11 protein-coding genes are annotated in these 12,922 nt (G+C 60.4%); 5 read left to right on the top strand and 6 right to left on the bottom strand.

The window, feature by feature from the left end:
• Positions 1-3: 3 nt before the first annotated feature.
• A complete protein-coding gene (gene katG / locus BMY55_RS15300; protein WP_091432857.1) occupies positions 4-2,184 on the bottom strand; it encodes a catalase/peroxidase HPI in 2,181 nt (726 codons plus the stop codon).
• A 114-nt stretch (positions 2,185-2,298) separates the two neighbouring features.
• On the opposite strand from katG, the gene BMY55_RS15305 reads away from it, so the two are divergent.
• Positions 2,299-3,219, top strand: a complete 921-nt coding sequence (locus BMY55_RS15305) for a hydrogen peroxide-inducible genes activator (RefSeq protein ID WP_091432860.1) — start codon at positions 2,299-2,301, stop codon at positions 3,217-3,219.
• Here the strand turns inward: BMY55_RS15305 and aroQ are convergent, their stop codons facing one another.
• From aroQ to BMY55_RS15325, 4 genes are all read right to left on the bottom strand, one after another.
• Complete coding sequence (aroQ, locus tag BMY55_RS15310; protein WP_091432863.1) at positions 3,220-3,663, bottom strand: type II 3-dehydroquinate dehydratase; 444 nt, start codon at positions 3,661-3,663, stop codon at positions 3,220-3,222.
• Positions 3,664-3,871: 208 nt separating this feature from the next.
• Positions 3,872-4,777: a YghX family hydrolase gene (yghX, locus tag BMY55_RS15315; RefSeq protein ID WP_091432866.1), complete on the bottom strand. Its 906-nt coding sequence runs from the start codon at positions 4,775-4,777 to the stop codon at positions 3,872-3,874.
• 162 nt (positions 4,778-4,939) lie between these two features.
• Entirely contained in the window at positions 4,940-5,491 is a 552-nt protein-coding gene (locus tag BMY55_RS15320) for a cytochrome b (RefSeq protein ID WP_245744788.1), read from the bottom strand.
• Positions 5,492-5,582: 91 nt separating this feature from the next.
• Positions 5,583-6,173, bottom strand: coding sequence for an EF-hand domain-containing protein (locus BMY55_RS15325; protein ID WP_177179388.1), 591 nt, complete (start codon positions 6,171-6,173; stop codon positions 5,583-5,585).
• Between the two features lie 238 nt (positions 6,174-6,411).
• Between BMY55_RS15325 and BMY55_RS15330 the strand changes: the two genes are divergently transcribed.
• The 4 genes from BMY55_RS15330 to xylB all read left to right on the top strand — a co-directional run bounded on the left by BMY55_RS15330 (position 6,412) and on the right by xylB (position 10,926).
• Positions 6,412-7,125 (top strand): response regulator, encoded by a 714-nt coding sequence (locus tag BMY55_RS15330; RefSeq protein ID WP_091433199.1) that lies wholly within the window; start codon positions 6,412-6,414, stop codon positions 7,123-7,125.
• Positions 7,122-8,459 carry an ATP-binding protein gene (locus BMY55_RS15335; RefSeq protein ID WP_177179390.1) on the top strand — a complete coding sequence of 446 codons (1,338 nt, stop codon included), beginning with the start codon at positions 7,122-7,124 and terminating at the stop codon, positions 8,457-8,459. Before BMY55_RS15330 ends, BMY55_RS15335 begins: the two co-directional genes overlap by 4 nt.
• Before the next feature lies 1 nt (position 8,460).
• Positions 8,461-9,375 carry an endonuclease/exonuclease/phosphatase family protein gene (locus BMY55_RS15340; RefSeq protein WP_091432876.1) on the top strand — a complete coding sequence of 305 codons (915 nt, stop codon included), beginning with the start codon at positions 8,461-8,463 and terminating at the stop codon, positions 9,373-9,375.
• Between the two features lie 99 nt (positions 9,376-9,474).
• Positions 9,475-10,926: a xylulokinase gene (gene xylB, locus BMY55_RS15345; protein WP_091432879.1), complete on the top strand. Its 1,452-nt coding sequence runs from the start codon at positions 9,475-9,477 to the stop codon at positions 10,924-10,926.
• A 1-nt stretch (position 10,927) separates the two neighbouring features.
• Here xylB and BMY55_RS15350 read toward each other — a convergent pair whose 3' ends face one another.
• Entirely contained in the window at positions 10,928-12,910 is a 1,983-nt protein-coding gene (locus tag BMY55_RS15350; protein WP_091433202.1) for an oxidoreductase, read from the bottom strand.
• Positions 12,911-12,922 lie beyond the last annotated feature (12 nt).

Genomic DNA, 12,922 nt, shown 5'->3' on the forward strand with positions numbered 1-12,922 from the left:
TTCTTACGCCAGAAGATCGAAGCGGTCGGCGTTCATCACCTTGGTCCAGGCGGCCACGAAGTCGCGCACGAATTTCGCTTCATTGTCATCCTGAGCATAGACTTCTGCATAGGCGCGCAGGATCGAGTTTGATCCGAACACAAGATCAGCGCGGGTTGCGGTGTATTTCACCGCGCCTGTCTGGCGGTCCTGCAACTCGTAAGTGTCATCTTCGCTGGCGGGAACCCATTTGTAGCTCATATCGGTCAGCACCTGGAAGAAGTCGGTGGTCAGCTGGCCTTCCCGCTGGCTGAAGACCCCGTGTTTCGAGCCGCCATGGTTGACGCCCAGCACACGAAGCCCACCGACAAGCGCGGTCATTTCATGCCCGGTCAGGCCCAGAAGCTGCGCCCGGTCGAGCAACAGCTCTTCCGCGTGGACGGGCAGGTCGTCGCGTTTCCAGTTGCGGAAGCCATCCGCGACGGGTTCAAGCACCGAGAAGCTATCAGCATCTGTTTGCGCGTCCGTGGCGTCACCACGACCGGGGGTGAAGGGCACAGAAACGTCCGACCCGGCGGCCTTGATCGCCTGTTCGACCCCGACATTGCCGGCCAGAACGATCACGTCGGCGATGGACGCGCCGGTCTCGGCAGCGATGGGTTCAAGGATGCCCAGCACTTTGGCCAGCCGTTTCGGTTCGTTGCCCGGCCAGTCTTTCTGCGGAGCAAGCCGGATGCGGGCACCATTGGCCCCGCCGCGCATATCCGAGCCGCGATAGGTGCGGGCGCTGTCCCATGCGGTGGCAATCATCTCGGCCATGCTCAGGCCGCTTTTGGCGATCTTTGCCTTCACCGCGTCGACATCGTAATCGGTCGACCCAGCGGGCACCGGATCTTGCCAGATCAAATCGCCTTCGGGGACGAAGGGACCGATATAGTTGGCCTTCGGTCCCATGTCGCGGTGGGTCAGCTTGAACCATGCCTTGGCAAAGGTCGCGGCCAGATATGCCGGGTCTTTGTGGAACCGTTCGCAAATTTCGCGATAGATCGGGTCGACCTTCATCGCCATATCCGCGTCGGTCATGATCGGGTTGTGCTTGATCGAAGGATCCGTCGCGTCCGGCACCTTGTGCTCTTCTGCGATGTTGATCGGTTCCCACTGATTGGCACCTGCGCGGGATTTCTTGACCTCCCATTCATAGCCGAACAAGAGGTCAAGATAGCCATTGTCCCACTTGGTCGGGTTGGTGGTCCAAGCTCCTTCCAGCCCCGATGTATGCGCTGTGTTGGCGTTGCCGTCGAAGCCGGGATCAGCCCAACCAAAACCGCCGGCCTCAAGATCGCAGCCCGCAGGGGCGGGTCCGACTTGATCTGCGGCCAGACCGCCATGCGCTTTCCCAACCGTGTGTCCGCCCACTGTCAGGGCGGCGGTTTCTTCGTCGTTCATCGCCATGCGTGCGAATGTCATGCGCACGAATTTACCCGTCTTTGCGGGATCGGGCACGCCGTTCACACCTTCGGGGTTCACATAGATCAGGCCCATATGCGACGCCGCAAGCGGATCATAGAGCGAGTCTGCATCATCCAGATCGGTGATCCGTTCGTCCGTGGGGGCCAGCATTTCGCTGTCTTCACCCCAGTTGATGTCCAGCTCGGGGGCCCAGATGTCTTCACGCCCAAAGGCGAAGCCATAGACTTTCAGACCCATATTGGAATAGGCCACCGTCCCGGCCAGCACCAGAAGGTCGGCCCAGGACAGCGCGTTGCCGTATTTCTTTTTCACCGGCCAAAGGATGCGCCGCGCCTTATCAAGGCTGGCGTTGTCGGGCCAGGAGTTCAGCGGTTCAAACCGCAGGTTGCCGGTGCCCGCACCGCCGCGCCCATCGCCCAGACGATACGATCCGGCGACATGCCATGACAGTCGGATGAACAACCCGCCATAATGCCCCCAGTCGGCGGGCCACCAGCTTTGGCTGTCGGTCAGCAGCTTGTCGACGTCGTCCCAGACGCCTTGAAAATCCAGAGCCTTCACCGCTTCGCGGTGGTTGTAGTCGGGATCCATGGGATTTGATCGCGCGTCGTGCTGATGCAGGATGCTTATGTTCAGCGTTTTGGGCCACCATTTTGCCGGGTGGTTGTCCATTCCGGTGTTGCCGCCATGCATGACCGGGCAACCGCCGCCCTTCATCACGTTGTCTCCGTCCATAATCTACTCCCTATCGGATGATTGCTACGGCGATTCCGTAGCTTAGAATGAGTCTAACGCGACTGAATTATAAATCCCAATTGATTATTCTTACAGAAGCGATAACCTTTGGTTATGATCGGTCTGACCCTGAAGCATCTTCGATATTTCGATGCCCTCGCGCGCCATGCCCATTTTGGCCGTGCTGCGGATGCCTGTGGGATCTCGCAGCCCGCGCTATCGGTGCAGATCAAGGAATTGGAGGCGATGCTTGGTTCGCCGCTGGTCGAACGCGGATCGCGGAACATCCGTTTGACCAGCCTTGGCACAGCGTTTTTGGATCGGGCGCGCAAGATACTGGTGCAGGTGGGCGAGCTGGACGATCTTGCGCGGTCGGCCATGGGGCCGCTTGCGGGGCAGTTGCGGCTTGGGATCATTCCGACGGTCGCGCCTTATCTTTTGCCACAGGTGATGGCTGCGTTGTCGACCCAATTGCCCACGCTGGAGCTTTACCCGCGCGAGTCCGTTACCAGGTCACTGATCGCTGATCTGCTTGACTCGCGGCTTGATGCGGCCATTGTCGCCCTTCCGATTTCCGAGCCCGCGTTGCAGGAATTTGCGCTGTTCAAGGAAGATTTCGTGCTGGTGCGTCCGGTTAGCGAGGCGGATAAACCCGTGCCCAGCCCGGAAAAGCTTCAGGACATGCGATTGCTGCTGTTGGAGGAGGGGCATTGCTTCCGCGATCAGGCGCTGAGCTTCTGCGAGGTTTCAACCACCAAACCACGCTATTTGATGGAGGGCAGTTCGCTGTCAACGCTGGTGCAGATGGTCGGGGCGGGGATGGGCGTGACGCTGATCCCCGAAATGGCGTTGCCACTGGAAACGCGGCAGGCGCAGGTTTCCATCGCCCGATTCACGCCACCCAGCCCCGCGCGCAGCATCGGCATGGTGTGGCGCAAGACCAATCCGTTGGCTGAAAAACTGATGGAGGTCGGGGCGATTGTCCGGCAGGTGGGGGACACACAGCGCAAGTGCGCCGATGCGGCCCCGGCCTAGTTACTTGCCGCCCAGAAGATGGGCCACATGCTGCATGGCAAGGGCATATCCGTGCGTGCCGAACCCGGCCATAACCGCATCGGCGCGAAGGCTGACGAAGGATTTGTGCCGGAAGGGCTCGCGTTTGTGGACCTGACTGACATGAACCTCGATCACCGGGCCATCAAAGGCGTTCAGCGCGTCCAGCACTGCGATGGAATAATGCGTGAGCGCACCGGGGTTGATGATGATCCCGGCGGCGTCTTCCCGCGCCTCGTGAATCCAATCGACAATCTGACCTTCGTGGTTGGATTGCAGCATCTTTTGCGACAGACCGGCAGATGCCGCGACCGTCTGACATTGCGCTTCGATATCGGCCAGAGTCTCGTGCCCATAGAGGTCAGGTTGCCGATTGCCCAACAGGTTCAGGTTCGGGCCGTTGAGGATATAGATCAGTTTGCTCATCAGGCGGCTCTTTCGTCTTGGCGTTGGGCGGTTTCTGCCGCCTCCTCGCGTTTGCCGGGTTTTCATGTTCTGGCATTAAAGCCGAACTTAGACAAGCAAGCCAAAGAGATAACGGACCGCTGTGGGATTGGTGCCAGTGTGGGCCAACAGAAAAGCCCCGGTCGCGGATGGGCCGGGGCTTTGTCTGATTTGATGACCGGTGCACCGTCTAGCTGGCGGTCAGATGGGTGTCGAAGAAGGCCAGTGTCCGCTCCCACGCCAGAGTTGCCGCATCTTCGTCATAGCGCGGGGTGGTGTCGTTGTGGAAGCCGTGGTTGACGCCCGGATAGAAGTGGACGGTATAGCCCTTTCCGTTTTCATCCAGCGCCGCCTTATAAGCGTCCCAGCCCGCGTTGATCCGTTCATCCAGTTCCGCATAGTGGATCAGCAGCGGGGCCTGGATCTGCGGCACGTCTTCGGCGGCGGGTTGCCGGCCATAGAACGGCACCGACGCGGCAAGATCGGGATAGGCCACTGCCAGCGCGTTGCTGACGCCGCCGCCATAGCAGAAGCCGACACATCCGACGCGACCCGTGCTGCCCTGATGGTCGCGAAGGTATTCGAAGGCGGCAAAGAAATCTTCCATCAGTTTTGCGCCATCAAGCTGTCGCTGCATCTCGCGACCTTCGTCGTCCGTGCCGGGATAGCCGCCAAGTGGCGTTAGCCCATCCGGCCCAAGCGCGAGATATCCGGCCTTGGCTGTGCGGCGCACCACATCTTCGATATAGGGGTTGAGACCTCGGTTCTCGTGCACGACCAGAACAGCGGGCAGAGGGCCTTCGGCACCCGCTGGGCGGGCCATAAGACCGCGGATCATGCCGTGACCTTCGGGGCTTTCATATTCGATGACCTCGGTTTCAATATCCGGGTCGTCCGGCGCCACCTGTTGGGCCAAAGCATAATTCGGCTGAAGCTGTTCAAAGATCATCGCGCCTGTAACACCGGCGGCAGCATAGCGGCCCGCCTTGGCAATAAATTCGCGTTTGCTGAGTTTGCCGTGCACGTATCCATCGAAGACTTCCAGAATGCGCGGATCGAAATCAGACGCACGCTTGCGTTGAGGTTGGTCTGTCATTTTTTTCTCCTCTGTTGCTTGAATATGGTTGGTTGCATGATCCGGGAGTAGCCAAGATCGCCACCTCGCGGTGTCGCCTTTACCAAGTTTAGCACACGCGTCATGATTCTCTTACGGCGCGTGCGGTTGGAATGAATGCAACTTCCACACAAATTACCGGTCCTAACCGGCTGTCATGCGACGCAGGGTGGTGTCTCGATCAATGAAATGATGCTTCAACGCGCCAAAGATATGCAGCGCCAACATAAGCAGGATCACCGGGGGTGCGGTTTCGTGGACGGCCTTGGCGACGGTGTCCAGCCATTCGATCTTGCCCAGAGACGGCAACAGTGTCAGCCCCCAGATGGACAAATCGCGCCCGCCAGCGATGGACATGAGGATGCCCGAGATGGGCATCGCAAGGATCGCCGTCAGCAGTCCAACATGCACCACTTTCGCGGTTCTGTCTTGCCAGGCTGGCATCTGTTCGACTGGTTTTGGGAACCCGTTCGCCACCCGCCAGCCAACACGCCACAGGCCAAAGATCAGAACACTGACGCCAAAAGCTTTATGCCATTGCATATATGGGCTGACCGCCTCGCGCGGCAGTTCGCTGTTTTCGATGAAGATGCCAAGGCCCAATGCGCCCAGAAAGATTGCTGCGGTGATCCAGTGGTTGATCTTCGACACCGATCCGAAATGGGTGGAACCGTCGGTTATTGGTGATGTTTTCACGGGGTGGGGTTGTTGATGTCCGTGCATGTTCGATGCTCCATAACTGTATCGGGCGGCCCAGTCAGCCCGCCCGCTGTTTATGCGTAGCCGATCAGCGGCGACCTGCCTTGTCAGTCAGGGTCAGTGCGCCGTCATTGTCGCGATCCATACGGTTCACGACATCTCCGAAGCGAGCGTCGGCTTCTTCAGGGCTGATCACGCCATCGCCATCCGCGTCGAGATCCTGGAACATATCGACCATGCGCGAGCGGGTGAATTCGCGGTAGAGCGTATCGAATTCTTCGATCGACAGGGCACCGTCACCCGAAACATCGGCCTCGGTCACTTTCGCGGCGCGAAAAGCGTCGACCTCTTCCTGCGTGACCGAACCGTTTCCGTCGGCGTCTATCTGTGCAAACAGGCCGCGAAACATTTCGCCGCCACCTCTCATGCCATCACCGCCACGCATCCCGTGGCCACCGCGCTTTTCATGACGACCCATGCGGTCGCCCTTGCCACTGTCGCGGCCTGCTTTGCCGTCACGATAATCGGCGCGTTGCATTGGTTTCTGGGATTGCATCTGGACCTGTGCTTGATCGTCCGGGGTCAGCGGCGGCAGGTTTTGGGCAGTCGCGATCATCACCCCGGATCCGATCAGGCCAAGCGTCAGAAATCCGATGGGAAGAATTTTGGTCGTTTTCATTGTGTGATCCTTTTCGATCCTGAGATATTGAGGACGCATGTCGCGTCCGGTGATCTCGATATGGACCTGATGACGCGAAAAGGTTTGTCAGGGCGAACCCGATTTTGTCGCCAGTTGTCGCGGCCCAGGGGTTTGACACATTTTGCGACAAATCAGGGCCTGTTGGGTGGGTGCGTATACTAGGCATGCACCCCCAATGCAGCTACGACTGTCTTATAACACGCGAAAGGAGAAGCCGTTGGACGCGTCTGAGCCGAAAATTCTAATCGTTGATGATGCGCGCGACATTCGCGAGCCGCTGGGTCAGTACCTGCACAAGCAAGGGTTTCGTACAGAACTGGCTGCAAATGCCGGTGAAGCGCGCCGGATCATCGAGGAAGCGAACCTGGCGCTGATTGTTCTGGACGTGATGATGCCGGGCGAAGACGGGCTGAGCCTGTGCCGCTGGCTTGTGGGGCGCGGTGGTCCGCCTGTGATCCTGTTGACAGCGATGGCGGATGAGACTGACAGGATCGTGGGTCTTGAACTTGGAGCCGATGACTACGTCGTCAAACCATTCAACCCGCGCGAGTTGCTTGCGCGTATCCGGGCCGTCTTGCGACGCGCGCCGCCGCCCGAGCCGAAGGTGCCGACGGGACGGGCACGGATTGCAGGTTGGACCCATGACCCGACCACCCATCGGCTGGTTCACCAAGACGGGCGCGATATCGAGCTGACAACAGGCGAAAGCCGTCTTCTGGCGGTACTGGCAGACCATCCCAACACGGTGCTCAACCGTGATCGACTGTTGGATCTGACGGTTGGGCGGGATGCCAAGGCCTATGACCGTGCCATAGATAACACGGTCAGTCGTTTGCGCCGCAAGATCGAGGAAGACCCGAAAGTGCCGAAGCTGATCGTCACGGAATGGGGCGGCGGATACCGTCTGGCCGCCGACGTCGAAGCAGAATGACCGCCCTGCGCCGATTTTTACCCGATGGGGTCGCGGGCCGGTTTGCCCTGCTGCTGACCGTGGCGCTTGTGGTCGCCAACTTGATCGCGCTGGCGCTGCTGTCGATCGAGAGGGGTCGCCTGGATCGGGCCGCGTTGATCGAGCGGGAGGCAGAGCGCATCGTGTCGCTGGTTCCGGCCATCGAGGCAGCCGAGCCTGGTTCGCGCCATGCCATCGCACGCGACGCGTCCACCCGGTTTTCGCGCGTTTCGGTCGACCCTGAACCGGTGGTAACAGAGGTTCCGACCGCACCACGATCAACGGCTTTGACCAAGGACCTGACGGATGCGCTGGACGGACGACGCGTTCAAGCCGCGATCTTGGTGCGCCCGGATCGCGATGGCGGTCATCGCAGCGAAAGCATTGCCGTTTCGATCCTGTTGGCATCGCCCGATGGCGGGACAACGCAATGGTTAAACGTGCGGTCACGGGGGGAACGCCCCCGTCCGCCGGGGCTGGATGAAGAGGTCTTCTTTATCGTTCTGGGTCTGTCGCTTGTCGCGGTATTGGGGGTGTCGCTGCTGTTTCTGCGCCGCCTGACGCGACCGCTTCGTGAACTGGCAACGGCGGCGCGGGCCGCGGGCAATGGCGACCGGTCCGCTCATGTGGCCGAGGAAGGGCCGCGCGAAATGCGCGAGGCTGCCGCTGCGTTTAACGACATGCAATCCCGCATCGCCCGGTTCGATGCTGAACGGATGCGGACCTTGGCCGCGGTGGGTCATGATCTGCGCACCCCGATCACCAGTCTGAGGATTCGGGCCGAGCTTCTGGATGATCCAGACGGCGCAGCGATGATCCGAACGCTGGATGAAATGACGGTAATGGCGAACGGGCTGGTATCTTATGCCCAGGGCGCGAGAGAGGCTGAGTCAGCCGAGCAGGTTCAACTGCGCGATCTGTTGGCACGTCTGTGTGACGAGCAGGGCGCGATCCTTGCCCCCGGTGACGCCGTTACGATCACCGCGCGCCCGGTTGCGCTTGCGCGTGCGTTCAGAAACCTGATCGACAACGCCACCCGCTATGGCGGTGCCGCCCGCCTGTCACTGCACGTCCGGCGGCACCGGGCAGTGATCACCATCGACGATGACGGGCCGGGTATCCCTGTCGCTGACCGTGAATCCATGTTTGAACCCTTTGTCCGCGGCGAGTTGAGCCGCAATCTTGAAACGGGCGGCGCGGGACTGGGGCTGTCGATTGCACGCGGCATTATCGCGGCCCATGGCGGAGAGATTGCTTTGACCAACCGGGACGAAGGCGGCTTGCGCGTATCGATTGATCTGCCGGTTGTGATCTGAGATGAGAAAATCCCTGATAATCGTTTCGGTGTTGATACTGGTCCTGGTCGCGACCGTGGGTGCCCAATATCTTTGGCAATCTCGCGGGCCGGGGCTGGTCTCGCCGTCAGCGAATGCACTGCGCGTTGCCACGTGGAACGTCCATTACATCATGGCGCGGCGTGACGACGGGCGGTGGGGTCTGGAACGATGGCAGCAGCGCAAAGCGCCGCTTGCCGCTACTTTCGCAGCCCTTGAGGCAGACATCGTTGCATTTCAGGAGATGGAGACGTTCGAGGGCAGCGATGACGATACCGTCAATCTGGCGCGGTCGTGGCTGTTGGATACAAACCCGGACTACAGTGCTGCGGCAGTCGGTGATTGGAGGGTCTTTCCCTCAACGCAACCGATCTTCTATCGCACCGAACGGTTCGATTTGTTGGAGCAAGGGTGGTTCTTTCTGTCTGAAACACCCGATGTCATCTATTCCCGCACCTTTGACGGGTCTTACCCCGCATTCGTATCCTGGGCTGTGTTCCGGGACCGACAAAACGATGCGGAATTTCGCGTGGTGAATGCGCATCTGGATTACTCCAGTGGTGAGAACCGCACAAGATCCGTTGCTCTGATGACCGATCGAATGGTGCCGTGGATCGCTGGAAACGAGGCGGTGATTCTTGCGGGCGATCTGAATGCACTTGCCGGGTCATCGTTGCATGACAAGCTTGAACAGGCTGGTTTGACCTTTGTGCCGGTGAAGGGGGCAACTTATCATCTGGATCGGGGTCTGAACCTGTTTGGGGCGATAGATCATATTGCCCATACTGAAAAGCTTCAGCCGATTGGCGAAGCCATGGTGGTCCGAGAACGGCTCGGCCCGGTCTGGCCGTCGGACCATTATCCTGTCGTCGTGGATTATCGCGGGTCCGGCAGTTAAGCAGACATTCCGCGCTATTTGTCTTGCGAGCCGCCTCGTGCCGAGGCACGTTTCAGCGGGGCATGAAGGGTATTCGGGGTATGGCGGAAAGGACATTCGATGGCATTTCTGGGGATTGATCTTGGCACCTCTGGCCTGCGTGCTTTGTTGGTCAATGCAGAGGGCACGCCGCTTGGCGCGGTCGAGCGGAGCTATGCCGCGACACATCCCCATCCCGGTTGGTCCGAACAGGACCCCGCCCAGTGGATCGCAGCATTTGACAGTGCGATGGACGAATTGCGGGCGACGTTCCCCGGGTTTGCCGATCTGCGCGGGATCGGGGTTGCCGGGCATATGCATGGTGCCACGCTGCTTGATGCGGCGGGCAAGGTTTTGCGCCCCTGTATTCTGTGGAATGACACGCGATCTGCGGCTGAGGCGGCGGTGCTGGATGCAATGCCGGATGTTCGGGCACGATCCGGCAACATCGTATTCCCCGGCTTCACGGCACCCAAGCTGGAATGGGTGCGCCGCCATGAACCCGAGATTTTTGCACAGACTGCCAAGGTTCTGCTGCCCGCGGCCTATCTGAACTACTATCTGACCGGTGAATATGTGGCGGACATGTCGGACAGTGCTGGCACGTCGTGGCTGGATGTTGGCAAGCGTCAGTGGTCCGAGCGGTTGCTTGAGGCCAGCCACATGCGGCCGGATCAGATGCCCCGGTTGGTCGAAGGGTCAGAAGTGGCGGGAGGGATGCGCCAAAAGCTGGCCAGGAAATGGGGGTTGAGCGGTTCTGTGACCGTGGCGGGCGGGGCAGGGGACAATGCCGCCGCTGCCTGTGGCATCGGCGCGTTGAATGAAGGGCAGGGGTTTGTCTCGCTGGGCACGTCCGGGGTGCTTCTGGCTGCGCGCGATGGATACGCACCTGCGCCAGAGACCGCCGTGCACACGTTTTGTCATGCGGTGCCGGGGCGGTGGTTTCAGATGGGCGTCATGTTGTCGGCGACCGACAGTCTGAACTGGCTGGCGCGGATTACTGGCGAAAAACCGGCAAAGCTGACCGCGCTTCTTGGCAATGTGTTGCACCCACCCGGTGCGGTTCGGTTCCTGCCCTATCTGTCCGGTGAACGGACACCTCACAATGACGCTGAAATTCGCGGCGGGTTTACAGGCTTGTCCGCAGGAACCACGCGGCAGGACATGACCCGCGCTGTGCTTGAAGGCGTGGCGTTCGGGTTGCGCGACAGTTTCGACGCGCTGACCGGCACTGATGCCAAGCTGGACAAGATCATCGCCATCGGTGGCGGAACCGCGTCGCGATACTGGGTCAACCTGTTGGCAACCGTGCTGGGTGTGCCGGTTCAACTGCCCGCATCAGGCGAGTTCGGCGCTGCGCTGGGAGCGGCACGACTGGGCCGGATCGCAGCCACCGGTGTCGCGCCGGAAAGCGTCATCACGCCGCCAGAGATACAAGTCGAAATCCTGCCGGATACCGAGAAGATGGAGGCATTCGCCGCGGCCCATCAGGCTTTCCGCAGGGCTTATCCGGCGCTGAAATCCATTCAGTAAATCAAATCGCGCGGCCAGCCTGTCGCCCCTCGTATATCGCCAAGGCCGCATTGCGGGGCGCATTGGCGTCGCCGATGGTGTGGGTGAGAATGCCCATCACGTCTAACGCCGTGCGAAGGCTGGTGTCGGCGATGTTTGTCGTGGCCAGTACCAGCATGTCGGCCGCGAGAGGTTCGGTTTGACCCGTCAACAGGGATTGCACGATCGCGCCGTTGGCGGTCCATTCGCTGATTGCGGCATCGGTCACGAAGCGCACGCCCAACTGGGCCAGCGTCCGCCGGAGCGGCCAATCGGTGGCCGAGCGTTCCAGTTCCTTGCCGATCATCGCGGCGGGGGTGACAATCGTCACCTCATGGCCGTCCTCGGCCAGCCGCCAAGCTGTGCCACAGCCGCGCCAATTGCCGCCTTCGTCCAGCACAACGACACGCGGGCCCGGCCGCACCGTTTGCATCATCACATCCTCGACCGAGCAGACATTGCCCTTTTCCAGACCCGGAAGGCCGGTCAGATGCGGCAGCGCCTTTTGGAAGCCCGTTTCGGCGGGCAGTGATCCGGTCGCCAGAACCACTTTGTCAGCGCCGAATGCTGTTATGTCGCCTTCATCCATGCAAGTGTTGAAACGCAGATCGACACCAAGCTGGGTCAGTTGCCGTTCATACCAGTCGATCAACTCGCTGATCTGGCCCCGGCGCGGCTGCAATCCGGCCAAGCGGAATTGCCCGCCCAACCTTGGCCCGGCTTCGGCCAGCGCGACGCGATGCCCGCGTTCTGCGGCCACGCGGGCGGCCTCAAGCCCGGCGGGGCCACCGCCGACAACAAGAACGGATTTTGAATTGGGTGCCGGATCAAACCTGTCTCCGCCCCACAGATATTCATGCCCGGCAGAGGGGTTGATCAGGCACGAAATGTAATAGTCACGGCTGCGCCGCCCCCAACATTGCTGGTTACAGGAGATGCAGCCGCGAATGTCATCCGCCCGTCCCCTCCTGGCCTTGTTGACCAGATGCGGATCGGCAATCTGGCCGCGCACGATGGACACCAGATCGGCCTCGCCTGCGCCCAGAACGGTGTTTGCGTTTTGCGGTGTTCGGATGTGACTTTCGGCGGTGACGAGAGCATTCTTCACCACGCCCTTTAGCATAGCCGCCAGATCGACCCCCAGCTTTTCGCCGTAAAGAAAGGTCGGCATCAGCTTGTAGAAATCGAAATAGCCGCCCGTGCCGCAGGTGACGTAATCCATCAACCCCTCGGCATCGTGCAGAGCGACAATCCGGGCAGTGTCTTCCTTGGTCAAAGCGGCTTCGACATCCGGTTCGTCATTGACGGCCAAACCGATGACGAAGTCATTGCCACAGGCGTCACGAATGCGGCGCAGCACCTCGCGCGAGGCGCGCGTGCGATTTTCAAGACTGCCGCCCCAACTATCGCTGCGCTGATTGGAAAATGGCGTCCAGAACTGATCCAGAAGACCGTGATAGGCAGCCCAGACCTCGACCCCGTCGAACCCGGCTTTCTGGCAGCGGATGGCGGCCTGGACAAACCCTTCGATTGTGTCCTCAATCTCGGTCTCGGTCATTTCGTGACTGCCGTCGCTGTCGTGATAACTGGGGCCGCCCGACGGCGACCAGTGGGCGTGCCAGGAAATGTCGCCATCACCATGTGCGCCAACATGGTAAAGCTGCTGGATCATCACGGTGCCGTGGGCCTGGCACGCTTCGGTGATGCGCCGGAAATGCGGTATGACCGTGTCCGAGCCAGGCCGGAAATTGCCACGGGTGAGGACGGCGGCGGGATGCACTGGCATCGGTTCAACCACGATCATCGCCGCACCGCCCATGGCGCGTTCAACATAATAGGCCAGATGCTGTTCGCCGGGCAGACCATCCTGCGCCATGTTCGTGGTATGCGCGCCAAACACCAGCCGGTTTTTCAAGGTCTTGTGCCGCAATTGCACCGGCTGAAAGATATGGGGGAACTCGGCCATTTCTTCATGCAC

Origin of the sequence: Aliiroseovarius sediminilitoris (assembly GCF_900109955.1) — a bacterium.
Taxonomy (GTDB): domain Bacteria; phylum Pseudomonadota; class Alphaproteobacteria; order Rhodobacterales; family Rhodobacteraceae; genus Aliiroseovarius; species Aliiroseovarius sediminilitoris.